Origin of the sequence: Streptomyces sp. NPDC058796, assembly GCF_042745235.1 — a bacterium.
GTDB lineage: Bacteria > Actinomycetota > Actinomycetes > Streptomycetales > Streptomycetaceae > Streptomyces.
In genome coordinates, this window is record NZ_JBHYOP010000002.1 from 670,518 (window position 1) to 692,646 (window position 22,129).

Consider the following 22,129-nt stretch of genomic DNA (forward strand, 5'->3'; position numbering starts at 1 on the left):
GAGGCGTTCGCCGTACCAGGAAAGTGAGCCAGTAACCGTGTCCGCAGTCTCCGACCGCCTTCCCGCCTTCCCGTGGGACAAGCTGGAGCCGTACAAGAAGACGGCCGCAGCGCACCCGGACGGCATCGTCGACCTCTCTGTCGGCACGCCGGTCGACCCCGTCCCCGACCTGATCCAGAAGGCCCTGGTCGACGCGGCGGACTCCCCGGGCTATCCCACCGTCTGGGGCACCCCGGCACTGCGCCACGCGATCACCGGCTGGGTCGAGCGCCGCCTCGGCGCCCGCGACGTCACCCACCGCCACGTCCTGCCCATCGTCGGCTCCAAGGAACTCGTCGCCTGGCTCCCGACCCAGCTGGGCCTCGGCCCGGGCGACAAGGTGGCCTTCCCGCGCCTGGCCTACCCGACGTACGAGGTCGGCGCGCGCCTGGCCCGCGCCGAGTACGAGGCGTACGACGACCCCACGGACCTGGACCCGGCCGGCCTGAAGCTCCTCTGGCTCAACTCCCCGTCGAACCCGACCGGCAAGGTCCTGTCCAAGGCCGACCTGACCCGGATCGTGGCCTGGGCCCGCGAGCACGGCGTCCTGGTCGTCTCCGACGAGTGCTACCTGGAGCTGGGCTGGGAGGCCGAACCGGTCTCCGTCCTGCACCCGGACGTCAACGGCGGCTCGTACGACGGCCTGGTCGCCGTCCACTCGCTCTCCAAGCGCTCCAACCTGGCCGGCTACCGCGCGGCCTTCCTGGCGGGCGACCCGGGCGTCCTGGGGCCCCTCCTGGAGATCCGCAAGCACGGCGGCATGATGACGTCCGCGCCGACGCAGGCGGCGGTCGTGGCGGCCCTCGGCGACGACGAGCACGTCCGCGTCCAGCGCGAGCGCTACGCCGCCCGCCGCACGGCCCTGCGCGAGGCGCTCCTCGGCCACGGCTTCCGCATCGAACACAGCGAGGCCAGCCTCTACCTCTGGGCCACTCGCGACGAGTCCTGCTGGGACACGGTGGCCCACCTGGCCGACCGCGGCATCCTGGTCGCCCCCGGCGACTTCTACGGCCCCGCGGGCGCGAACCACGTCCGTGTGGCCTTCACGGCCACGGACGAACGCGTGCAGGCGGCGGTGTCCCGCCTGACGGCCTGACGGCCTGGCCGGGCTGTGCCCACCCGTTCCGCGGGGCGGAACGGGTGGGCACAGCCACCAACGCCGGGCACCCCGCCAGGAAGCGCCCACCGCACCGGCGTGGGCACACACGACGACGGGGCCTGGGAAACCCCAGACCCCGTAGCCGTACAAGCCCGGTGCTAGCCGATCGGCAGACCCTGCACCGGCAGTCCGCCCTTGCCCAGCGCGTCCGTCGGCAGCCCGCTCTCCGTGGCCGACTTCGCCGTGTCACCCACGACGTCCCCGGCGGAGCCCGCCGCGTCACCGGCGGCCTTCTGCGCCACCGGCGTGGTCTTCTTGACGAGCGAGCCGCCGGTCTTGCCCGCGGCCGGCACCGTCTTCTTGACGGCCTTGGTGCCGGTGTCGCCCGCGGTCTCGGTGACGTTCTGGGCCGCGGCGTCGACGGTGTTGCCGACGTTCGCCCCGTCCAGCGCGGTCAGTCCCCCGAGGTTCGGGGTGGCGGGCAGTTCGGGAGCCGCGCTGGCGGAGCCGGCCGCACCGACCCCGGCGGCCGCTCCCGCAGCGACGAGCAGCGCGGCACGGGCGATCCGGCGGGTCAGGGGGAGGGACATGATGCTCCTTCGACGGAAGTCAACGATGAGTAATCCGACCGTGCCCGGCGAGTGATCGACGGGCTCGGACGCAGTGACTACCGCTCGAAGGCGGCGAAGGTTGCGGACGCACAACGTAAAGAGTTGGTAATGCGTCGCATTATCGGGTGCCCATAAAAACGGGCAAAAGGGAGCTGGTCGGAAAGTGTGCTGAATCCTTACAGCCCTTGATTTTCCTGGCCTCCGACGGATCGGACGGTGAGGCTCCGAAAACGCGGGCGCCGCGTCGACACGGCGCCACCACGAGTAACCCCCAGGGGTGACGGATCGTACGGGTGGGCGCTAGCGCGCGGTGGTGATCCGGACCGAGCCCGCACCCCGCTCGGCGCCCTGCGCGCCGCCCTCGCCCGTCGGGTTCCACTTGCTGTCGGTGTTCCCCGCCGTCCACTGCCGGCCCGCGTAGGAGACCCGCTCGATGTGCAGCGAGGAGGCGTTCGCCACCGCCCAGTGCGCCAGCTGCCACCCGCGCCTCTCCGGGTTCGCCTCCGTGCCCGAACCGGCCGCGTCGACCGGCAGCGTCACCGTCCGGCCGGCGTCGGCGGAGCCGCCGGCGGCGGACGGGGACGCGGCCCCCGGGGTGGCCGCGTCGCTGCCGCCCGCCTCCGCCCCGGCCGGCTGGAGCACATCGTGACCGAAGTCCCGCACGAGCGCCGCGCGGACCGCGTCGGGGCCCTTGTCCCGGGTGGCGCCCGGACGGCCCTGGCAGGTCAGCGTCGCCGCGGACCGTCCGGTCAGTGCGGCGGCCAGGAGCGCGGCGTCCGGTTCGTGCTTGGCGTACGCGTCCGGGAAGCCGCTGCGCTGCACGCGCTGGGCGGCGACGGTCAGCGGGAGACGGGTGTAGTTGGGCACCTCGACCAGATGGTCGTAGAACATGCCCGCCGAGTACGCCGGGTCCATGATCTCCTGCGGCGTGCCCCAGCCCTGTGAGGGGCGCTGCTGGAACAGGCCGAGCGAGTCGCGGTCGCCGTGGTCGATGTTGCGCAGCGTCGACTCCTGGAGCGCGGTCGCCAGCGCGATCGTCACCGCCCGCTCGGGCAGGTCGCGCGCGGTGCCCACCGCGGTGATCGTCGCCGCGTTCACCGCCTGCTCCGGCGTGAACTCGTAGCTTTGGCCGTCCTCGGAGGAGACCACCTTGCAGCCCGGAGCGCCCGCGCCTCCGGTGACGTACTGCACCGCCACGTAACCGGCGACCGAGAGCAGGACCACGAAGGCCGCTCCCGAACGGAGAAGGCGGCCACGGCGTTTGCGGGCGGGTGACGGCTGAAGCACGCGTACAAGGTACTGGAGGGTAGCCAGTGGTGTCCGCCGGGTACGGGCAATGCCCGAAAGGGCGGTGGCGTTAGGGTCGGAGCCATGGCCGATACCCCGCTTGACCTCACGCTGGACGCCGCGGAGCTTACCGCGCGGCTCGTCGATTTCCCCTCCGAGAGCGGCACCGAGGAGCCGCTGGCGGACGCGATCGAGAGCGCTCTGCGCGCCCTGCCGCACCTGTCGGTCGAGCGGTACGGCAACAACGTGGTGGCCCGCACGGACCTGGGGCGGGCGGAACGCGTGATCCTGGCGGGCCACATCGACACCGTCCCGATCGCCGGCAACGTGCCGTCCCGGCTGGACGAGGACGGCGTGCTGTGGGGCTGCGGCACCTGCGACATGAAGGCGGGCGTCGCCGTGCAGCTGCGCATCGCCGCCACCGTCCCGGCCCCCAACCGCGACCTGACCTTCGTCTTCTACGACAACGAGGAGGTCGCCGCCGAGCTGAACGGGCTGAAGCACGTCGCCGAGGCGCACCCGGAGTGGCTGGAGGGCGACTTCGCGGTGCTCCTCGAGCCGTCCGACGGCCAGGTGGAGGGCGGCTGCCAGGGCACGCTGCGGGTGCTGCTGAAGACGACGGGTGAGCGGGCGCACTCGGCGCGCTCCTGGATGGGCTCCAACGCCGTCCACGCCGCCGCCCCGATCCTCGCCCGCCTTGCGGCCTACGAGCCGCGCTACCCGGTGATCGACGGCCTGGAGTACCGCGAGGGCCTGAACGCGGTCGGCATCACGGGCGGGGTCGCGGGCAACGTCATCCCCGACGAGTGCGTGGTCACGGTCAATTTCCGTTACGCCCCCGACCGCAGCCCCGAGGACGCCCTCGCCCACGTGCGGGAGGTCTTCGCGGACTGCGGGGTGTCGGAGTTCGTCGTCGACGACCACAGCGGCGCGGCCCTGCCCGGCCTGTCCCACCCGGCCGCGGCGGCCTTCATCGAGGCGGTGGGCGGCTCCCCGCAGCCCAAGTACGGCTGGACGGACGTCTCCCGCTTCTCGGCGCTCGGCGTCCCGGCCGTCAACTACGGCCCCGGCAATCCGCACTTGGCGCACAAGCGGGACGAACGGGTGGAGACGGCGAAGATCCTCGCGGGGGAGGAGCGCCTGCGGTCCTGGCTGACGGCCTGATCCGAGCCGGGTTTACGCCGCCGCGTGGCGGACATGCTCAGGTCCCTCGTACGTAACCCGCGTAGATCTACGCTGAGGTGGAAGAACCTGCAACTGGAGGGAGCGCGTATGGCTACCGGCAACCCCGAGGGCAAGAGGCGGCCACCGGAGGAGCGGCGCCTGGGCCCGGTCCTCCGGCGGCGGGGTCAGGTCCAGCAGAGCACCACGGACCAGCGCCTGCTGGACGAGCGCGCTCCCACGGACTGGGTGCACACCGACCCGTGGCGCGTCCTGCGTATCCAGTCCGAGTTCATCGAGGGCTTCGGTACGCTCGCCGAACTCCCGCCCGCGATCAGCGTCTTCGGCTCCGCCCGCACACCGGTGGACTCACCGGAGTACGAAGCCGGCGTCCGGCTGGGCCGGGGCCTGGTCGAGGCGGGCTTCGCGGTCATCACCGGCGGCGGACCCGGTGCCATGGAGGCGGCGAACAAGGGCGCGCTGGAGGCGAAGGGCACGTCGGTCGGTCTCGGCATCGAGCTGCCTTTCGAGCAGGGACTCAACCCGTACGTCGACATCGGCCTGAACTTCCGCTACTTCTTCGTCCGCAAGATGATGTTCGTCAAGTACGCCCAGGGCTTCGTGGTCCTGCCCGGCGGCCTCGGGACCCTCGACGAACTCTTCGAGGCCCTCACCCTGGTCCAGACCCAGAAGGTCACCCGCTTCCCCATCGTCCTCTTCGGCTCCGAGTACTGGGGCGGCCTGGTCGACTGGCTGCGCGGCACCCTGGTGGCCCAGGGCAAGGCCGCGGAGAAGGACCTCATGCTCTTCCACGTCACGGACGACGTGGACGAGGCGGTGGCCCTGGTCTCCAAGGAGGCGGGGCGCTAGACACGGGCGGGCTCGAGGCGGGGCCGAAGGGGCGAAGTCCCTGGGGAGGGGAACGGGCAAGGGCGGCGGGGGGCGAGTTACCCCTCTCGGCCGCCCGCCCTCCCGCCCAGCCCCGCCACCCCGGCGCTACGCCAGCCCCCTCCGAGCCACCGCCGGCTCCCGGTGCCCCGCGATCGTCGCCACCATGTCCAGGACCTGCCGCGTCTCCGCCACCTCGTGCACCCGGTACACCCGCGCGCCCAGCCACGCCGACACCGCCGTCGTCGCCAGCGTCCCCAGCACCCGCTCCTTCACGGGCCGGTCCAGCGTCTCCCCGACGAAGTCCTTGTTCGACAGGGACACCAGCACCGGCCACCCCGTCTCCACCATCTCCCCGAGCCGCCGCGTCGCCTCCAGGCTGTGCCGCGTGTTCTTCCCGAAGTCGTGCCCGGGATCGATCATCACCGACTCCCGCGGCACCCCGAGCGCCACCGCCCGCTCGGCCAGCCCCACCGTCACCTTCAGGATGTCGGCCATGACGTCGTCGTACGTCACCCGGTGCGGCCGGGTCCGCGGCTGAGCGCCGCCGGCGTGCGTGCACACCAGCCCCACCCCGTACCGCGCGGCGACCTCCGCGAGCTTGGGGTCGACCCCGCCCCACGCGTCGTTCAGCAGGTCCGCCCCGGCCTCGCACACGGCCTCGCCGACCTCGTGCCGCCAGGTGTCCACACTGATCACGACGTCCGGGAACCGCCGCCGGACCTCCGCGACGAACCCCACCGTCCGCCGCGCCTCCTCCTCGGCCGACACCTCGTCGCCCGGCCCGGCCTTCACCCCGCCGATGTCGATGATCGCGGCGCCCTCGGCCACCGCCTGCTCCACGCGCGCGAGGGCGGGCTCGTCGCGGAAGGTCGCCCCCTGGTCGTAGAAGGAATCCGGGGTCCGGTTCACGATCGCCATGATCACCGGCTCGTGCGCCGCGAATTCACGCCTGCCCAGTCTGAGCATCCCCTGTGACATCTCCTCGTCCACATCCCTCTCACGTCCACTGAACCGAGCGCGGCGAATCGAGCCGGACACCCGGCCTCGGACCGCCTGCGGCCCCGACTGTCAGACTCGCATGGCACGATCGGACCCGGCACAACCGACTCCGGCTTCGAGTCCACTCGGACCCGCACCGGACCGGGACCCGATCCGACTACCCGACCGTGGGGGCCCAGCGATGGTCATGTTCCTGTTCCTCGTCCTCGCGCTGGCCGTCGTGGTCGCCGCGGTGACGCTCGCCGTGGTGAGCGGCGGCGACAGCGGGCCGCTGCCCGACGCCGCGCCCGAGCGGCTGCGGGACTCCCTGCCCCCGGACCGCCCGGTCGGCCGCGCGGACGTGGAGCGGCTCCGCTTCCCGCTCGTCGCCCGCGGCTACCGCATGGCGGACGTCGACGACGCCCTCGGCCGCCTCGGCGCGGAACTGGCCGAGCGCGACGCCCGCATCGCCGACCTGGAGTCCGCACTGGCCGGTGCCCGGGCCGCCGTCGCGCACCAGCACGTCTCCATGGAGAAGCCGGGCCCCGAGGAGCAGCGGTGAGCGCCGGGGAGGCGATCGCCGGACCCGACGGGGCGCTCCGCTGCCCCTGGGCCCTGTCCACCACGGACTACGTGGCGTACCACGACGAGGAGTGGGGCCGCCCGGTCCACGGCGACGACGCCCTCTTCGAACGCCTCAGCCTGGAGGCCTTCCAGTCCGGCCTGTCCTGGATCACGATCCTGCGCCGCCGCCCCGGCTTCCGCGCCGCCTTCGCCGGCTTCGAGATCGCCGAGGTTGCGGCCTTCACCGACGAGGACCGCGACCGCCTGCTCGCCGACGCCGGCATCATCCGCAACCGAGCCAAGATCGACGCGACCCTCGCCAACGCGCGCGTGCTGGCCGAATGGGCCCCCGGCGAGCTGGACGAGCTGATCTGGTCCCACGCCCCGGACCCCGCCGACCGCCCGGTCCCGAAGACCCTTGCCGACGTGCCGGCCGTCACCCCTCGGTCCACGGCGCTGTCCAAGGCCCTGAAGAAGCGGGGCCTGCGCTTCGTCGGCCCGACGACGGCGTACGCGCTGATGCAGGCGTGCGGGTTGGTGGACGACCACCTGGAGACGTGCGTGGCGCGCGGCAAGCCGTCCGGGGGCGTGCGGTAGCCCTCCGGGGGCTACCGCACGCCCCCGGCTGTCACCGGGTCACTTGCCCAGGTAGCGCGGCGTCTCCTTGTTCACGAAGGCCCGCACGGCGATCGCGTGGTCCTCGGAGGACCCGGCCCGGGACTGCAGCTCCTCTTCCTTGTCCAGGGCCTCGTCCAGCGAGTGCGTCAGGCCGAACGCCACCGACTCCTTCAGCGCCGCGTAGGCGACGGTCGGCCCCTCGGCCAGCGTCCGTGCCACCTTCTCCGCCTCGGCGCGCAGGTCGGCCGCGGGGACGACCCGGTTGGCGATCCCCAGCTCGTACGCCTCCTGCGCCTTGATGCTGCGCGGGAAGAGCAGCAGGTCGGCGGCGCGCCCGGGGCCGACGACGCGAGGCAGCGTCCAGGAGATCCCCGAGTCGGCGGTGAGCGCGACGCCGGCGAAGGACGTGTTGAACGCCGCCGTGTCCGCGACGATCCGGTAGTCCGCCGCGAGCGCGAAGCCGAAGCCGGCCCCGGCCGCCACGCCGTTCACGGCGGCGACCACCGGCTTCCGCGCGCCCGCCAGCGCCCGCACGATCGGGTTGTAGTGCTCGCGCACCGTGCTCATGGTCTGGCCCGAGCCCGTGTCCCGGTCGGCGGCCAGCAGCCCGATGTGCTCCTTGAGGTCCTGCCCGACGCAGAACGCCCGCTCCCCGGCCGCCGTCAGCAGCACCGCCCGTACGGCCTCGTCGGCCGCCGCGGTACGCGCCGCGTCCCGGAGCGCGACCTTGGTCTCGATGTTCAGCGCGTTCATCGCCTCGGGGCGGTTCAGCGTGATCGTCGCGAGCCCGTCGCTCACCTCGTAGAGCACGGTGTCGGCCATGGGTTCCCCTCCGCGTCGTAGACGGTCGCACGTGTGTGTCCGCAACTCAGCATGACGGAGATCACCGGAAGTGGATCGCTCCGCGGATGTGACCTGCGTCAAAGGATTCCGGTCCGTATCCATTCGGCGGAAGTGGGCGGGGGCGCGGAGTATCGCAGTCACATCGCCGAATTGAGTGGTTTTGCTCGCGTGCGTTGCCCAAGCGATGCCGACCGATGTTGGTCATCGGGTCGTGGGATGCGGGATAATGGCTGGGAAGCAATGTGTTCGATGCCGGTGTCGCGCGTCCGGGCCGGATTGCGCGTGCCCTCACGGGCCGTCGGCGGTGACGGTGAGCTGGTATCAGGAAGGGGAACGAGCATGGCGGCCATGAAGCCGCGGACGGGCGATGGCCCGCTCGAGGTGACCAAGGAGGGGCGGGGCATCGTCATGCGCGTTCCGCTCGAAGGCGGCGGGCGGCTCGTCGTCGAGCTGACCCCCGATGAGGCCGACGCGCTCGGCGACGCCCTCAAGCAGGTCGTCGGCTGACGCGCGAGCGACCATACCCGTTCAGTCGCCCCGGTGCCGCACGCGGTGCCGGGGCGACTGCTTTCCGCTTTCCCCGGGCCGTTCCCATGGGCCGTACGGGCGGTGATTCACCTTTTGACGGCGCACAGCAGACCGTCGCCCACCGGCAGCAGTGACGGCACCAGTTCCTGACTCTCCCGGACCGCGCGCAGGAGTTCCCGCAGCCGCAGCACCTCGGTGGGCTGCGGTCCGGAGTCGATCGTCCGACCGGTGCCGAAGACGCCCTCGAAGGCGACGAGGCCTCCGGGGCGCAGCAGGCGCAACGATTCAGCGAGGTAGTCGAGGTACTCCAGACGGTCGCCGTCGCAGAAGACGAGGTCGTAGCCGGCGTCCGCGAGCCGGGGCAGGACGTCCAGGGCGCGGCCCGGGATGAACCGGGCCCGGTTGCTGGCGAAGCCCGCGGCGCGGAAGGCCTGACGGGCGAACTGCTGGTGTTCCGGTTCCGGGTCGACCGTGGTCAGTACGCCGTCCGGCCGCATTCCGTGCAACAGATGGATACCGGAAACGCCGCAGCCGGTGCCGATCTCCGCGACCGCCTTGGCGTCCACGGCGGCGGCGAGCAGTCCCAGCGCGGAGCCCGTGCCCGGGGTCACCGAGCGCAGGCCCGCCTCGCGGGCCCGGTCGCGTGCCCAGAGCAGCGCGTCGTCCTCGGCGACATAGGCGTCGGCGAACGCCCAGCTCGTCTGCCGGTTGCCGGTAATGACCCTCTCCTGTCCCCGTCGTTGCCTCGGCGTGACTGTATCCGTTGGCGTCGGGAACCCGCAGATGGGACCGGTCGTTTAAGGGGAGAGCAAAGAGGGACGACTGGACGGCCGGACGCGACGGGGGCAGCGAAGTGGGCCAGTGTGCCGAGCAAGTGCTGACGCAGCCGTACGAGCCGTGTCAGCCCAGATCAAATTTTCGTAAAACCGCTTATCCGGAGCTAACGGGCGAGGTGGCTATGGTAGGGGCTCCACTGGACACCACCAGAGCCGACAGGGGAGGTGCGGCCGCACCCGCGGATCGGGGAGGAGTGCTGCGGCGCTTCCTCGGATCGGCAGGCAGGCCGAAATCCGTGAACGACACCGCTGCTGACCACAGCCACGCCGACCGTCCCGGCACGGGACACGCCCAGACCGCGACCTTCACCAGCGACGCGGACGGGCAGGCGTGGACTCCGCCCACCTGGGAGGAGATCGTCAGCACCCACAGCGGCCGGGTCTACCGCCTCGCGTACCGCCTCACGGGCAACCAGCACGACGCCGAGGACCTCACCCAGGAGGTCTTCGTCCGCGTCTTCCGGTCCCTGTCGACCTACACGCCGGGCACCTTCGAGGGCTGGCTGCACCGGATCACCACCAACCTCTTCCTGGACATGGTCCGCCGCAAGCAGCGCATCCGTTTCGACGCCCTCGGCGACGACGCGGCCGAGCGGCTGCCCAGCAAGGAGCCCACCCCGCAGCAGCTCTTCCACGACGCCCACTTCGACGCGGACGTCCAGCAGGCCCTGGACACCCTCGCGCCCGAGTTCCGCGCGGCCGTCGTCCTGTGCGACATCGAGGGGCTGTCGTACGAGGAGATCGCCGCGACCCTGGGCGTCAAGCTCGGCACGGTCCGCTCCCGGATCCACCGCGGCCGCTCCCAGCTGCGCAAGGCACTCGCGCACCGCTCTCCCGAGGCGCGTGCCGGGCGTCGCTCCTTCGCGGCCCGTGTTCCCGCTCTGGGAGGAGGGGGCACGAGCGCGTGAGTGGGTCACGGCCTGAATCCGAGGGACACCTCGCGGAACAGCATCTGGGAGACCGACTCTCCGCCCTGGTGGACGGAGAGCTCGGTCATGACGCGCGTGAGCGCGTACTGGCACACGTGGCGACCTGCCCGAAATGCAAGGCGGAGGTCGACGCGCAGCGCCGGCTGAAGAACGTCTTCGCCGAAGCGGCACCACCGGCTCCGTCCGAAAGCTTCCTGGCCCGCCTCCAGGGGCTGCCCGGCGGAGGGGGCACGGACGGCGGCGGTTCGCCACTGGACGGACCGGGATTCTCCACGGGGTTCGACGGCGTCTTCGGGACGAAGCGGGGCGAGCGGTTCGAGTTCGGCTACGTCCCCGCCCGGCCGCACTCCCCCCTGCCGGCGCCGCCCTCCCTGGGGCGCGGCTTCCGCATCCACGACGTGAGCAGGCACGAGGCCGAGCGGTCGTCGTCGCGCGGTCTGCGGTTCGCGTTCGCCGCCGCCGGAGCGGTGTCGCTGGCCGCGATCGCGCTGGGCGGTGTCACCGTCGGCACGCCCGACACCACCACGGAGGCCCGCGGCTCCGGCAGCGGCAGCAATGTGACCCCGGCGCGCACCCAGGGCGTCGGCGCGGCCACGACCTCGGAGAGCCAGCGCCGCCGCTCGGGCACGCCGCTGCTCGCGCAGGGCCAGGGACAGGGGGCGCTCGGCGACACCCCCGTCGCCCCCACCGGGGTCTCCGCGCCGCTGCTGCCCGGACTCCCGGCCCCCGCGGGAGCCGATCCCCGGGAGCAGACCGTGCGCGCGCTGACCACGCCGGTGACGGCCGGTGCCGCCGCCGTGTCCCCGCTGATACGTCCGCTCGAGGCGGTTCCGCCGCTCGCCCTGGCCTCCTGGGCCACCGCCGCCGACGTCAGGCCGCCCGGTCTGCTCGCCGCACCCGTCCCCGACCCGCTCGCGTCCCCCTACCCCGGGGCGACCCCTGCCGCCTCCCACCGTCCGGCTCCCTGACCGGGATCTGCGCGCCGGCCCGGGAACCTGATTGAATCCCCGGACGGCACCAGAGCCCTTGGAGCCGACGATCTGCGGCCAGCTGTGGGGGAGAAGATGAACGAGGGGAAGCCCACGAAAGCGAAGTGGTGGAGCCGTCCCCGCTCGTCCGACGACGCGACCGACGGCGACTTCGAGCTGCAACGCCCTCGCACGGCGCCCGCCACCGTCACCGGTGACGAGGCGGCCGACGGGGGCGACTTCGAGCTCGAACGCCCGGCGGCACCCACTGCGGGCGACTACGGACTGGACCGGCCGACGGCCGTGACGGACGGCTCCGCCGATGCGAGCCCGCGCGCGGCCACGGCCCCGCACGCCGACCCGCGCCGGACCGACACCGAGGACACGGGCACCCGCGCTGCCAACGACGCGGGCACGACCGCCGGTGGAGGCCCGCGGGCCTCCACCACGCCCACCGGCGCTGCCGCGCTCGGCGCGGTGCCGGGTGACGCGGCCGCACCCGGAGCCGCAGCGGGCGAAGCGGCCGCGCACACCGCCGCCACCGCGCACGCGGCGGCGGAGCGCGCCGACGCCCCCGCGTCCACGACCGCGCCCGCCGACGCGTCAGCCCGCAGCGACGCGAACGGCGAGGGCGCCCGGCCCGCCGGCACCGAAGGCGGCGCCGGAGTGGCCCGCGGCCTCACCGGTGCCGCATCGGTGGCCGAGCGCTCCCGGCCGCTGCACGACCCCGACCCGTACAGCACCCCTCCGTACGGCGAGCCGGGCCCCTGGGCCCCCGCACCGCCGGTGCAGCATCCGGCGACCACGCCGGCGCACGGCACGGTCGCGGCGGCGTCCCACGCCACCGCCGGCTCCGTGGCACCGCCCCCCGGTGCGCTGCCCGACCCGGCCTTCGCGGACGCCCCGCCGCCCGTCCCGCAGGCGTCCGACGCCTCCGCCGCGCCCCCGCCCCCCGCGGTGCCGTCTGGGTCCCAGCCCCCGGGCGCGGCGCCCGACTGGGCGTTCGCCGACGCCCCGCCGGCCGAACCTGCCGGTCCCCACGCCCCCGCGGTGCCGTCCCCGGCCCAGCCCCCGGACGCGCTGTCCGCCCCGGCGGGAGCAGGGAGCGGCGGGGACGGAACGGACTCCGGTCCCTGGGGGCGTTACGACCCCTGGGCCGCCTCGGCCGCCGCCTCCCTCCAGCAGAACGGCGCGGCCGTGCCCACGCGGGACCAGCGGCGCAGGCGGGCCAGGAAGGTGATCGTCGGCGGGGCGCTGGTCATCGCGCTCGTGTCCGGCGGCATCGGCGGCGTCGTGGGCGCCTACCTCGAACGCAACGGCGGCGTGGGGACGGTGGAGCTCCCGCAGGCCGGAAGGGAGGCGGCCGAGCGGGCGCCGGACAGCGTGGCCGGGATCGCCGCCCGCGCCCTGCCCAGCGTGGTGACCCTGCACGTCAGCGGCAGCGACGCCGCCGGCACCGGCACCGGCTTCGTCCTCGACGACCGCGGCCACATCCTCACCAACAACCACGTCGTGGAGCCCGCCGGCTCCGGCGGCGAGATCACCGTCACCTTCAACAGCGGCGACACCGCCGAAGCCACGGTCGTCGGCCGGGACGGCGGATACGACCTCGCCGTGGTGAAGGTGAAGGGCGTCAGCGGCCTCACTCCCATGCCCCTCGGCAACTCCGACAACGTCCAGGTCGGCGACCCCGTGGTCGCCATCGGCGCCCCCTTCGACCTGGCCGGCACCGTCACCTCCGGCATCATCAGCGCCAAGGAGCGGCCGATCACCGCGGGCGGCGAGGAGGGCGACGGCAGCGACGTGTCGTACGTCGACGCCCTGCAGACCGACGCGCCGATCAACCCCGGCAACTCCGGCGGCCCCCTCCTGGACGCCCAGGGCCGGGCCATCGGCATCAACTCCGCCATCCGGTCCGCCGACGGCGGCGGCGCCGAACCGGACGGCGGCCAGGCCGGCTCGATAGGGCTCGGCTTCGCCATCCCCGTCAACCAGGGCAAGCGCGTGGCCGAGGAGCTGATCAACACCGGCGAGGCCACCCACCCGGTCATCGGCATCACCCTCGACATGGCCTACGCGGGCGACGGCGCCCGGGTGGCCGCCAAGGGCGGCGACGGCGGCCCTCCGGTCACCGTGGGCGGACCGGGCGACAAGGCCGGAATCAGGGCCGGGGACGTGATCACCGCCGTCGACGGAAGGCGCGTGCACTCGGGCGAGGAGCTCATCGTCAAGACCCGCGCCCACCGCCCCGGCGACCGCCTGGAACTGACGCTGGAACGCGACGGCAAGGAGACGCACGTCTCACTGGTCCTCGGCTCCTCCGGCGGTGACTGACCGCCTCGCGGTCCCGACAAGGGACCAGGAAGGCAAACAATTCGGAAAGCGCCCGCATACACCCACTCGGGGCTCACGGGACGGTACCGGCCGGACGGGATCGGCGGGTACCGTGGTGGCGGCCCGGACATCCCAAGGAGCTTCAGGTGTTCAATGACATAGGCGCACTCGAGCTGGTGACACTCGTCGTCCTCGCCGTGCTCGTGTTCGGCCCGGACAAGCTCCCCAAGGTCATCCAGGACGTGTCCCGCACCATCCGGAAGATCCGGGAGTTCTCGGACAGCGCCAAGCAGGACATCCGGCAGGAGCTGGGCCCCGAGTTCAAGGACTTCGAGTTCGAGGACCTCAACCCCAAGACGTTCATCCGCAAGCAGCTGGACAACGACGAACTGGGGCTCAAGGAGATCCGCAACGGCTTCGACCTGAAGAAGGAGATGGCCGAGGTCGCCGACTCGGTGCACGGCCGTGAGTCGGAGCCGTCGTCCGGCTCCTCCTCGTCCGGCTCCACGGGTGGCCGTGTCGACATGTCGAAGAAGCCCGAGGCCCCTGCCCGCGACGACCGCCCGCCCTTCGACGCCGACGCCACCTGAGCCGACTCCCGCACCACACACCCCGTACGTGACGCGTATCACATGCCGGGCGGGGCGTGCGGGACCCGAAGACGACGCCCGCGCGACCCACGCGCCGGGCGGTTTCCCGGTTGCCGCCGGTGAGGTGGCTATGCTGCCCGAGTTGTTGTGCGGACCGGACGAGTGCGCCCGAAGGGGGGCGGGCCGTTCCGGACCGACGAGAGCGAGGAGGCGTCCGGGCACATGGAGACGACGAGTCAGGCGGTCGCGCAGACGCCGGGCGCGGAGGATGGACAAGAAGTCCCCTCCGCCCGGCGGACGATCGACGGCTACCTGCGTGCGCCCTTCCCGTGGTACGGCCTCGACGAGGCCTTCACGGGGCGGCGCTGGCTGATGCAGGTCGGCGCGGCGGCCGACGGAACCGTGGAGCACGGCTCGATCGGGCACGGCGACGAACCGTCGGTGCGCAACGAGCACGTGTCCGGTGACGACCAGGACGCCAGGGAGAAGTTCGCGGTCGTCGTGACCGTCGCGGCCAACCCCGACCGGCGCAGTGCCGACGGCACCGGACTGCTGGAGGCCACCTCGGTGTCCTCCGCGGCCTGGCTGGCCGGGGTGGGACTGCTGTCCTTCACCTGGCCCGGCCAGATGGACCACGCGCTGCGTGACGACTGGCTGGAGCAGCAGACGGAGACCGCGTGGGTCCTCGCGGACGACCTCGACGGGGCCGACTGGACGACGCTCTCCCTCCCCGTGGACGGCGTGCCCACGTCCTTCCACTACCGGGAGTCCGAGTTCGGCTGGGTGCTGGCCGGCTCCACCGAGCAGGGCGTCCACCTCGGGGCGTACGGGCGCGGGATGAGCGCCTACGGGCTGGCCTTCGCCGTGGTGAAGGACATCGCGGACTACGCCTGAGCCCGGACGCGCGACGGGGCGCCGTCCACCCGGACAGCGCCCCGTCTTCGTACGGAGTCGTACGGAGCGTCAGAACTTGTTCTTCGGCGTGATCCCCAGCGACAGCCCCGAGAGGCCACGCTGACGTCCGCCCAGCTTCCCCGCGATCGAGCGCAGCGCCGTGCCCGCCGGGGAGTCCGGGTCGGACAGCACGACGGGCCTGCCCTCGTCGCCGCCCTCGCGCAGCCGGACGTCGATCGGGATGGAGCCGAGGACCGGGACCGAGGCGCCGGTCGTGCGGGTCAGGCCGTCGGCGACCACCTGGCCGCCGCCCGTGCCGAACACGTCGACCATCTCGCCGCAGTGCGGGCAGGGCAGACCGGACATGTTCTCGACCACGCCGACGATCTTCTGGTGGGTCTGGACGGCGATGGCGCCCGCCCGCTCCGCCACCTCGGCGGCGGCCTGCTGAGGGGTCGTCACGACCAGGATCTCGGCGTTCGGCACCAGCTGCGCGACGGAGATCGCGATGTCACCGGTGCCGGGCGGCAGGTCGAGCAGCAGGACGTCCAGGTCGCCCCAGTACACGTCGGCCAGGAACTGCTGGAGCGCGCGGTGCAGCATCGGGCCGCGCCAGACGACCGGCGCGTTTCCCGGCGTGAACATGCCGATGGAGATGACCTTCACGCCGTTGGCCGAAGGCGGCATGATCATGTTCTCGACCTGGGTGGGCCGTCCGTCGGCGCCCAGCATGCGCGGCACGGAGTGGCCGTAGATGTCGGCGTCCACGACACCGACCTTGAGGCCGTCCGCCGCCATCGACGCCGCCAGGTTCACCGTCACCGAGGACTTGCCGACGCCGCCCTTGCCGGAGGCGACCGCGTAGACGCGGGTGAGGCTGCCGGGCTTGGCGAAGGGCACCTCGCGCTCGGTCTGGCCGCCGCGCAGGGCGTTCGCCAGCTCCTTGCGCTGCTCGTCGCTCATCACGTCCAGCTCGACGTCGACGCGGGTGACGCCCTCGACCCCCGAGACCGCGTCCGTGACGCGCTGCGTGATCGTGTCCCGCATGGGACAGCCGGAGACCGTCAGGTACACGGCGACCGCGACCGCTCCGTCCGCGCCGATCTCCACCGACTTGACCATCCCGAGCTCGGTGATGGGACGGTTGATCTCGGGGTCGTTCACCGTCGCCAGTGCTTCGCGCACCGCGTCTTCCGTAGCCATAGGGTCGATGGTACGGCGCCGCCCACGGGGCACGGAAAGCCCCGTCAGCGGTCGCGTACGTCACGCCCCGCGGACCGATCCGCCGGGAATACCCCACGGTCGGGGTGATGGCCGTTCTGGCGCTCCTCCAGGTCCTTGAGCGCGTCCTGGAGCTCCGAGCGGATCCAGTCCCGCGTCGCGACCTCGCCCAGCCCGATGCGCAGGGCGGCGATCTCCCGGGTCAGGTACTCGGTGTCGGCGATCGACCGCTCGTTCTGCTTGCGGTCCTGCTCCAGGTTGACCCGGTCCCGGTCGTCCTGCCGGTTCTGCGCGAGCAGGATCAGCGGGGCGGCGTAGGAGGCCTGGAGCGACAGCATCAGGGTCAGGAAGATGAACGGGTACTCGTCGAAGCGCAGGCCGCTGGGCGCGGACACGTTCCACACCACCCAGACGATGATGACGACCGTCATCCAGACGATGAACCGTCCGGTGCCCAGGAACCGCGCGACGCGCTCCGACAGCCGGCCGAAGGACTCCGGGTCCCACTCCGGCAGCAGCCGCCGGCGCGGCGGACGGGGCTGGTCCAGCCGGGCCCGCACACGGGAGGACGCGGTCGCTCCCGACGCGGCACGCTCACGGGTCGTCGTCTCGCGCTCAGGCACCATCGACACCCACCTCCCCCGCCGTCTCCTCCAAGTGGTACTCGGTCTCCCGCCAGTCGTCGGGCAGCATGTGATCCAGCACGTCGTCCACCGTGATCGCGCCCAGCAGCGCCCCCGAGTCGTCGACGACCGGCGCCGCCACCATGTCGTACGTGGCGAAGAACCCGGCGACCACGGGCAGCGCGGCGTCCGGGTCCAGGGGTTGCAGGTCGTCGTCGATGATCGAGCCGACCAGGGTGTACGGGGGGTCGCGCAGCAGGCGCTGGAAGTGGACCGTGCCCAGGTACTTGCCGGTCGGGGTCTCCTCGGGCGGGCGGCAGACGTAGACCTGGGCGGCGTGCGCCGGGGACAGGTCGGGGTTGCGGATCCGGGCCAGGGCGTCGGCGACGGTGGCGTCGGGCCGCAGCACGATCGGCTCGGTCGTCATCAGACCGCCGGCCGTGTGCTCCTCGTACGCCATCAGCCGCCGCATGTCGGCCGCGTCGGAGGGCTGCATCAGGCTCAGCAGCCGTTCCTTGTCCGCCTCGGGCAGCTCACCGAGCAGGTCGGCCGCGTCGTCGGGGTCCATCGCCTCCAGGACGTCCGCGGCCCGCTCCTCCTTGAGCTTGCCGAGGATCTCGATCTGGTCGTCCTCCGGCAGCTCCTCCAGCACGTCGGCCAGGCGGTCGTCGTCGAGCGCGGCGGCGACCTCGGCGCGGCGCTTGGCCGACAGGTGGTGCAGGACGTTGGCGAGGTCGGCGGGGTGCAGCTGCTCGAAGGTGGCGAGGAGGTTCTCGGCGCCCTGTCCCTGCTCCTCCACGGAGAAGCCGGTGACGCCGGACCACTCCACGGTGAGCGTCTCCCCCTTGTGGCGCCGGAAGGCGCCGCCCTTCTTCCCCTTGCGGACGAAGACCTTGTCGATCTCCCAGTCCCGGCGGGCCGGCAGCTGCTGCACGGCCAGGTCGAGGACGGTGACCTCCTCGCCCGTCTCGGTGAGGCTGACCCGCCGGTCGAGCAGTTCACCGAAGACCAGGCGCTCGGTGGGGCGCTGCTCGAAGCGCCGGACGTTCAGCACCCCGGTGGTGATGACCTGGCCGGACTCGATGCCGGTGACCCGGGTCATGGGCAGGAAGATGCGGCGGCGGGTGGTGAGTTCGACGACCAGGCCCAGCACCCGAGGGGGTTTGCGGCCGACGCGGAGCATGACGACCAGATCGCGGACACGCCCCACCTGGTCGCCGGCCGGGTCGAAGACGGCGATGCCGGAGAGGTGGGAGACGAAGATCCGGGGGGCGCCCGCTGCCATGGCCGCGGCTCCTTTTCCTAAGCGTGGCTCACCACGGGTGAGAGCTGAACCCACTCTGTGTGAGAGCTGTTTCGTACGGTGTCTCTTTTCCGAATTGCCCGCTCGGACGGGCTTCAGGCTAGCCCGTCCCGAACGGCTCCGCCCTGGCGGCCGGTCCGGACGGACTGGCTCCGTTCACCGTCCGGGGTCCCGGTACGCTGCGGTACGCCGCCAGGGCCTGTGCCACAGCTCCCGGGTGCCCGGCCGGCTCCTTGTCCGCCCGTGTCAGAAAGGCAGCCCCTCCTGTGTTCGTGACTCCCCGGCGCCGATTCCGCAGGGCCGCACTGATCGGCGCCGTGTGCGCCCTGACGGTGGCGGGAGCGGGGCTGACGGGATGCGGCGGTGAGGATCCCGACGCGGGTACCAACGGCCTCGGGAAGCTCTCCGCCGACAAGATCCACGCGAAGGCCCGCTCGGCCGCCGGGGCCGCCGAGGCGGTGCGCCTGCACGGGTCCGTGGAAGCGGGCGGGAGCACGTACACCCTCGACATGCGGCTGAAGTCCGACGGCGGGACCGGGTCGGTGGCCGCCGAGGGGGCGACGTTCGGGCTGCTGCGCGTGGGCGACCAGCTCTTCCTCAAGGCCGACGCCGGCTTCTGGAGCCACGACGGCGGGGACGCCAAGGCCGCCGAGAAGCTGGCGGGCAAGTACGTGAAGGTGCCCGAGAGCGACCCCGTGTACAAGAAGTTCAGCGGGTTCACGGACAAGGACGTCCTCCTGGGCGGTCTGCTGGCCCTGCACGGCACGGTGGAGACCGACGGCCGCCACGAGCAGGCGGGCGTGCGCACCATCCGCATCACCGGCGACGAGGGCGCCGGCGGCTCGCTGGACGTCTCCCTGGAGGGCACCCCGTACCCGCTGCGCCTGGTCCGCGCGGGCAGCGCCGGCACGATCGGTTTCTCGGACTGGAACAAGGACTTCGCCCTCGAGGAGCCGGCGAAGGACGACACCCTGGACTACGGCAAGCAGCTGCCGACGTCGTGAGGCCCTGCTAGCGCCGCTTGCGCCGCTTCAGCAGCAGCCGCGGCAGCCCTTCCGGGACCGGCCCGCGCGTCGTCGCCGGGCTCGGCAGCGGGGCCTCGGCCAGTGAACCGTCGGGCAGCGTCGCCGTGGCCCCCGTCGGCTCCAGGCGCAGGACCCGGCACTCACGGGCCCAGCGGTCGGTCATCGCCTCGCCGTCCGGGGCGTTCAGCCGCTTGCCCTTGAGGTCGGCGACCGCCGCCTGCCACGCCTCGGACCCGGAGGGCAGCTCCACCACCCGTGCCGTCCAGGAGACCAGCCGGCCCCCCTTGTCCTTGCTGCGCACGGTCACCTCGGCCGCGGCCCCGTCGGCCAGTCCCGGCAGCGGCTGCTCGCCGGGACCGTCGCCGACGACGAGCGCCGCGCCCTCGTGCCAGACGTGCCACAGCGCGCGGGCGGGCACCCCCGGCCCCTTGACCCAGATGAGGCCGGATTTCTTCGTGGCCTCCTCGACGAGGGCCTGGTCGAGCAGCTCGCTTGTCATGCGCTCAGCCTATCCACGGGTGCCGTGGCCGGCTCAGAGCCAGCCGTTGCGCTTCAGGGTGCGGTGGATGCCCAGACAGATGGCCACGGTGATGCCGATGACCATGGGATATCCGTACTTCCAGTGGGTCTCCGGCATGTGGTCGAAGTTCATGCCGTACACCCCGCACACCATCGTCGGTACGGCGATGATCGCCGCCCACGAGGTGATCTTGCGCATGTCCTCGTTCTGCGCGACGGACGCCTGTGCGAGGTTGGCCTGGAGGATGGAGTTCAGCAGTTCGTCGAAGCCGACGACCTGCTCCTGCACCCGGGCCACGTGGTCGGCGACGTCCCGGAAGTACTTCTGGATCTCCGGGTCGATCAGCCGCATCGGCCGCTCGCTGAGCAGCTGCATGGGGCGCAGCAGCGGGGAGACGGCGCGCTTGAACTCCAGTACCTCGCGCTTGAGTTGGTAGATCCGGCCGGCGTCGGTGCCGCGCGGACTGCCCTTGCGGCCCGGCGAGAACACCTCCGTCTCGACCTCGTCGATGTCGTCCTGCACCGCGTCGGCGACCGCGATGTAGCCGTCGACGACGTGGTCGGCGATGGCGTGCAGCACCGCGGAGGGGCCCTTGAGCAGCAGCTCGGGGTCTTCCTGGAGCCGGTGCCGCAGTGCGCGCAGCGAGCCCTTCCCGCCGTGCCGGACGGTGATGAAGAAGTCCCGGCCGGTGAAGCACATGACCTCGCCGCTCTCGACGACCTCGCTGTTGGCGGTCAGTTCGTCGTGGTCGACGTAGTGGATGGTCTTGAAGACGGTGAACAGGGAGTCGTCGTAGCGCTCCAGCTTGGGCCGCTGGTGGGCCTGGACGGCGTCCTCCACGGCCAGCGGGTGCAGCCCGAACTCGCGGGCGATACCGGCGAATTCGTCCTCGGTCGGCTCGTGCAGGCCGATCCACACGAACCCGCCGTCGCGGCGCACCTGACGCATCGCCTGGTGCGGGCTCAGCGGAGCTTCGGTCTCGACGCGGGCGCCGTCGCGGTAGACGGCGCAGTCGACCACGGCGGTGGCGGTCGCCGGGTCACGGGTGGTGTCGTAGGCGCCGTTGTCCTTGCGCAGCGAGACGCGGGACGGGCGGACCGCGGCGCGCAGGTCACGGATCATCGACATGGCAGGCTCCTTCGCGACGGGCAGCGAGCGGGGCCGGTGGCGGGTGGAACCACCCGGAATGAGGACGTCCTGGCCGTACGTGCTCGGCACGTCCACAAAGCGGGGAGCACCGCACCGTCGCGGTGGCCGGCTTCGCTGCTGATTCAGCGGCTGACCCGGATCGGTCGACGTCGTCGGCGAGGCCGACGGACCGGATCAGGCAAAACGAGACGAAGTGCTCTTCCGTGTGCGGGCGCGCTGGAGACGGGAAGCCGCGGGGGCGGTGAGCCGGGGCGGCTGCGTCAGCGGCCGGAAGAGCGGGTGGTACTGCACGGTCGACTTCGGTCCATGCCGCCCACCTCCTCCGGCCGGTCCCTCGTGAGGGACGATCGATACCCTCGTTTGGGAGGGTTCCCCGTAGGGAAGTCTTCAGGCGTCGGGGTCTTGATCGCGGCGCTTCTGCGCGCTGCCCCGAGCCGCTGGCCCAGAGTATCAGTCACCCGACGTGTCAAGGCGCCGCTTTGCCTTGTGCTGACGAGTTCTATGCTCGCCGCATGGCTGATGTTCTTCCTCTGGTCGAGGCCCGGTTGCTCAGCGCACTGGGCGAACCGGACGCGCGCGCGGCGGTCACCTTCCTCGGCACCGACCGCATCGAGGTCCTGCGCTTCCCGGGCGGCGGCCAGGAGGGCGACATCGTCCGCTACGCCACCCTGGGCATGTCCGCGCAGCCCATGGCCGACCCCACGGCCGTGCTCGCCGACCCGGTCAAGGGGCCGCGCGCCGAGCTGGTCCTCTCGGTGCGCTCCGGTCTCGCCGACACCGACAAGGTGCTCCGTCCGCTCGCCGTACTGGCGGCTTCCCCGCAGGTCGAGGGGGTCGTCGTCGCGCCCGGTGCGTCACTGGACGTCGGCGAGCCGCTGTGGCCCGGGGCGCCCTTCACCTCGGTCCTGGTCGCCGAGCCGGGCGGCCTGGTGGAAGACCTGGAGCTGGACGCCCCGCTGGATGCCGTACGGTTCCTGCCGCTGCTGCCGATGACGCCGAACGAGGCCGCGTGGAAGCGCGTGCACGGCGCCCAGGCCCTCCAGGAACGCTGGCTCACCCAGGGAACGGACCTGCGGGATCCGTCCCGCAGGTCCGTCCCGCTGGAGTGACGTGACTCA

At 72.5% G+C, this 22,129-nt stretch carries 23 protein-coding genes; 13 read left to right on the forward strand and 10 right to left on the reverse strand.

The window, feature by feature from the left end; translation table 11 throughout:
- The first annotated feature begins 37 nt into the window (after positions 1 to 37).
- On the forward strand, positions 38 to 1,135 hold the full coding sequence (locus tag ACFW47_RS08375) for a bifunctional succinyldiaminopimelate transaminase/glutamate-prephenate aminotransferase (RefSeq protein WP_386305212.1): 1,098 nt from the start codon (positions 38 to 40) through the stop codon (positions 1,133 to 1,135).
- 161 nt (positions 1,136 to 1,296) lie between these two features.
- Here the strand turns inward: ACFW47_RS08375 and ACFW47_RS08380 are convergent, their stop codons facing one another.
- Both ACFW47_RS08380 and ACFW47_RS08385 read right to left on the reverse strand, forming a co-directional pair.
- The gene (locus ACFW47_RS08380; protein WP_386305214.1) at positions 1,297 to 1,728 is read right to left on the reverse strand and encodes an ATP-binding protein; all 432 of its coding nucleotides are present in this window, start codon (positions 1,726 to 1,728) and stop codon (positions 1,297 to 1,299) included.
- A 321-nt stretch (positions 1,729 to 2,049) separates the two neighbouring features.
- Complete coding sequence (locus ACFW47_RS08385; RefSeq protein WP_386305246.1) at positions 2,050 to 2,973, reverse strand: heavy metal transporter; 924 nt, start codon at positions 2,971 to 2,973, stop codon at positions 2,050 to 2,052.
- Between the two features lie 147 nt (positions 2,974 to 3,120).
- Between ACFW47_RS08385 and dapE the strand changes: the two genes are divergently transcribed.
- Both dapE and ACFW47_RS08395 read left to right on the forward strand, forming a co-directional pair.
- Positions 3,121 to 4,200 (forward strand): succinyl-diaminopimelate desuccinylase, encoded by a 1,080-nt coding sequence (gene dapE, locus ACFW47_RS08390; protein ID WP_386287885.1) that lies wholly within the window; start codon positions 3,121 to 3,123, stop codon positions 4,198 to 4,200.
- Between the two features lie 108 nt (positions 4,201 to 4,308).
- The gene (locus ACFW47_RS08395; protein ID WP_386305216.1) at positions 4,309 to 5,067 is read left to right on the forward strand and encodes a TIGR00730 family Rossman fold protein; all 759 of its coding nucleotides are present in this window, start codon (positions 4,309 to 4,311) and stop codon (positions 5,065 to 5,067) included.
- Between the two features lie 126 nt (positions 5,068 to 5,193).
- Here ACFW47_RS08395 and folP read toward each other — a convergent pair whose 3' ends face one another.
- The gene (gene folP, locus ACFW47_RS08400) at positions 5,194 to 6,054 is read right to left on the reverse strand and encodes a dihydropteroate synthase (protein ID WP_386305217.1); all 861 of its coding nucleotides are present in this window, start codon (positions 6,052 to 6,054) and stop codon (positions 5,194 to 5,196) included.
- 214 nt (positions 6,055 to 6,268) lie between these two features.
- Here folP and ACFW47_RS08405 point away from each other — a divergent pair, with 214 nt between their 5' ends.
- The gene (locus tag ACFW47_RS08405; protein WP_386287890.1) at positions 6,269 to 6,628 is read left to right on the forward strand and encodes a DivIVA domain-containing protein; all 360 of its coding nucleotides are present in this window, start codon (positions 6,269 to 6,271) and stop codon (positions 6,626 to 6,628) included.
- On the forward strand, positions 6,625 to 7,227 hold the full coding sequence (locus ACFW47_RS08410; protein WP_386287893.1) for a DNA-3-methyladenine glycosylase I: 603 nt from the start codon (positions 6,625 to 6,627) through the stop codon (positions 7,225 to 7,227). The genes ACFW47_RS08405 and ACFW47_RS08410 overlap by 4 nt, the downstream gene beginning before the upstream one ends.
- A gap of 39 nt (positions 7,228 to 7,266) precedes the next feature.
- Here the strand turns inward: ACFW47_RS08410 and ACFW47_RS08415 are convergent, their stop codons facing one another.
- Positions 7,267 to 8,070: an enoyl-CoA hydratase/isomerase family protein gene (locus ACFW47_RS08415; protein ID WP_386287894.1), complete on the reverse strand. Its 804-nt coding sequence runs from the start codon at positions 8,068 to 8,070 to the stop codon at positions 7,267 to 7,269.
- 360 nt (positions 8,071 to 8,430) lie between these two features.
- Here ACFW47_RS08415 and ACFW47_RS08420 point away from each other — a divergent pair, with 360 nt between their 5' ends.
- Positions 8,431 to 8,598 (forward strand): DUF3117 domain-containing protein, encoded by a 168-nt coding sequence (locus ACFW47_RS08420; RefSeq protein ID WP_018105485.1) that lies wholly within the window; start codon positions 8,431 to 8,433, stop codon positions 8,596 to 8,598.
- A gap of 107 nt (positions 8,599 to 8,705) precedes the next feature.
- Here ACFW47_RS08420 and ACFW47_RS08425 read toward each other — a convergent pair whose 3' ends face one another.
- A complete protein-coding gene (locus ACFW47_RS08425) occupies positions 8,706 to 9,404 on the reverse strand; it encodes an O-methyltransferase (RefSeq protein WP_386287936.1) in 699 nt (232 codons plus the stop codon).
- A 287-nt stretch (positions 9,405 to 9,691) separates the two neighbouring features.
- On the opposite strand from ACFW47_RS08425, the gene sigE reads away from it, so the two are divergent.
- From sigE to ACFW47_RS08450, 5 genes are all read left to right on the forward strand, one after another.
- On the forward strand, positions 9,692 to 10,363 hold the full coding sequence (gene sigE, locus ACFW47_RS08430; RefSeq protein WP_386287897.1) for an RNA polymerase sigma factor SigE: 672 nt from the start codon (positions 9,692 to 9,694) through the stop codon (positions 10,361 to 10,363).
- Positions 10,360 to 11,352, forward strand: coding sequence for a zf-HC2 domain-containing protein (locus ACFW47_RS08435; protein WP_386287899.1), 993 nt, complete (start codon positions 10,360 to 10,362; stop codon positions 11,350 to 11,352). Before sigE ends, ACFW47_RS08435 begins: the two co-directional genes overlap by 4 nt.
- A gap of 666 nt (positions 11,353 to 12,018) precedes the next feature.
- A complete protein-coding gene (locus ACFW47_RS08440) occupies positions 12,019 to 13,686 on the forward strand; it encodes a trypsin-like peptidase domain-containing protein (RefSeq protein WP_386305247.1) in 1,668 nt (555 codons plus the stop codon).
- A gap of 146 nt (positions 13,687 to 13,832) precedes the next feature.
- Positions 13,833 to 14,276 (forward strand): sec-independent translocase, encoded by a 444-nt coding sequence (locus tag ACFW47_RS08445; RefSeq protein WP_386287902.1) that lies wholly within the window; start codon positions 13,833 to 13,835, stop codon positions 14,274 to 14,276.
- A gap of 222 nt (positions 14,277 to 14,498) precedes the next feature.
- Positions 14,499 to 15,170: a hypothetical protein gene (locus tag ACFW47_RS08450; RefSeq protein ID WP_386287904.1), complete on the forward strand. Its 672-nt coding sequence runs from the start codon at positions 14,499 to 14,501 to the stop codon at positions 15,168 to 15,170.
- A gap of 69 nt (positions 15,171 to 15,239) precedes the next feature.
- On the opposite strand, the gene ACFW47_RS08455 is transcribed toward ACFW47_RS08450, so the two are convergent.
- The 3 genes from ACFW47_RS08455 to ACFW47_RS08465 are packed head-to-tail and all read right to left on the reverse strand — an operon-like array spanning position 15,240 to position 18,299.
- A complete protein-coding gene (locus ACFW47_RS08455; protein WP_386287906.1) occupies positions 15,240 to 16,373 on the reverse strand; it encodes an Mrp/NBP35 family ATP-binding protein in 1,134 nt (377 codons plus the stop codon).
- A gap of 44 nt (positions 16,374 to 16,417) precedes the next feature.
- On the reverse strand, positions 16,418 to 17,017 hold the full coding sequence (locus ACFW47_RS08460) for a DUF1003 domain-containing protein (protein WP_386287908.1): 600 nt from the start codon (positions 17,015 to 17,017) through the stop codon (positions 16,418 to 16,420).
- Positions 17,007 to 18,299: a magnesium transporter MgtE N-terminal domain-containing protein gene (locus tag ACFW47_RS08465; protein ID WP_386287910.1), complete on the reverse strand. Its 1,293-nt coding sequence runs from the start codon at positions 18,297 to 18,299 to the stop codon at positions 17,007 to 17,009. The genes ACFW47_RS08460 and ACFW47_RS08465 overlap by 11 nt, the downstream gene beginning before the upstream one ends.
- A 284-nt stretch (positions 18,300 to 18,583) precedes the next feature.
- On the opposite strand from ACFW47_RS08465, the gene ACFW47_RS08470 reads away from it, so the two are divergent.
- Positions 18,584 to 19,321, forward strand: a complete 738-nt coding sequence (locus ACFW47_RS08470) for a hypothetical protein (RefSeq protein WP_386287912.1) — start codon at positions 18,584 to 18,586, stop codon at positions 19,319 to 19,321.
- Positions 19,322 to 19,328: 7 nt separating this feature from the next.
- Here ACFW47_RS08470 and ACFW47_RS08475 read toward each other — a convergent pair whose 3' ends face one another.
- A complete protein-coding gene (locus ACFW47_RS08475) occupies positions 19,329 to 19,841 on the reverse strand; it encodes a hypothetical protein (RefSeq protein ID WP_386287914.1) in 513 nt (170 codons plus the stop codon).
- 33 nt (positions 19,842 to 19,874) lie between these two features.
- The gene (locus ACFW47_RS08480) at positions 19,875 to 20,990 is read right to left on the reverse strand and encodes a magnesium and cobalt transport protein CorA (protein ID WP_386287916.1); all 1,116 of its coding nucleotides are present in this window, start codon (positions 20,988 to 20,990) and stop codon (positions 19,875 to 19,877) included.
- Positions 20,991 to 21,523: 533 nt separating this feature from the next.
- Here ACFW47_RS08480 and ACFW47_RS08485 point away from each other — a divergent pair.
- A complete protein-coding gene (locus tag ACFW47_RS08485; protein ID WP_386287918.1) occupies positions 21,524 to 22,120 on the forward strand; it encodes a suppressor of fused domain protein in 597 nt (198 codons plus the stop codon).
- Positions 22,121 to 22,129: the final 9 nt, after the last annotated feature.

Excerpts from the sequence above, each read along its gene's own strand:
- ACFW47_RS08380 (WP_386305214.1), bottom strand. The coding sequence starts at position 1,728 with ATGTCCCTCCCCCTGACCCGCCGGATCGCCCGTGCCGCGCTGCTCGTC.
- dapE (WP_386287885.1), top strand. The coding sequence starts at position 3,121 with ATGGCCGATACCCCGCTTGACCTCACGCTGGACGCCGCGGAGCTTACC.
- ACFW47_RS08395 (WP_386305216.1), top strand. The coding sequence starts at position 4,309 with ATGGCTACCGGCAACCCCGAGGGCAAGAGGCGGCCACCGGAGGAGCGG.
- folP (WP_386305217.1), bottom strand. The coding sequence starts at position 6,054 with ATGCTCAGACTGGGCAGGCGTGAATTCGCGGCGCACGAGCCGGTGATC.
- ACFW47_RS08405 (WP_386287890.1), top strand. The coding sequence starts at position 6,269 with ATGGTCATGTTCCTGTTCCTCGTCCTCGCGCTGGCCGTCGTGGTCGCC.
- ACFW47_RS08415 (WP_386287894.1), bottom strand. The coding sequence starts at position 8,070 with ATGGCCGACACCGTGCTCTACGAGGTGAGCGACGGGCTCGCGACGATC.
- ACFW47_RS08420 (WP_018105485.1), top strand. The coding sequence starts at position 8,431 with ATGGCGGCCATGAAGCCGCGGACGGGCGATGGCCCGCTCGAGGTGACC.
- ACFW47_RS08450 (WP_386287904.1), top strand. The coding sequence starts at position 14,499 with ATGGAGACGACGAGTCAGGCGGTCGCGCAGACGCCGGGCGCGGAGGAT.
- ACFW47_RS08455 (WP_386287906.1), bottom strand. The coding sequence starts at position 16,373 with ATGGCTACGGAAGACGCGGTGCGCGAAGCACTGGCGACGGTGAACGAC.
- ACFW47_RS08460 (WP_386287908.1), bottom strand. The coding sequence starts at position 17,017 with ATGGTGCCTGAGCGCGAGACGACGACCCGTGAGCGTGCCGCGTCGGGA.
- ACFW47_RS08465 (WP_386287910.1), bottom strand. The coding sequence starts at position 18,299 with ATGGCAGCGGGCGCCCCCCGGATCTTCGTCTCCCACCTCTCCGGCATC.
- ACFW47_RS08475 (WP_386287914.1), bottom strand. The coding sequence starts at position 19,841 with ATGACAAGCGAGCTGCTCGACCAGGCCCTCGTCGAGGAGGCCACGAAG.
- ACFW47_RS08480 (WP_386287916.1), bottom strand. The coding sequence starts at position 20,990 with ATGTCGATGATCCGTGACCTGCGCGCCGCGGTCCGCCCGTCCCGCGTC.
- ACFW47_RS08485 (WP_386287918.1), top strand. The coding sequence starts at position 21,524 with ATGGCTGATGTTCTTCCTCTGGTCGAGGCCCGGTTGCTCAGCGCACTG.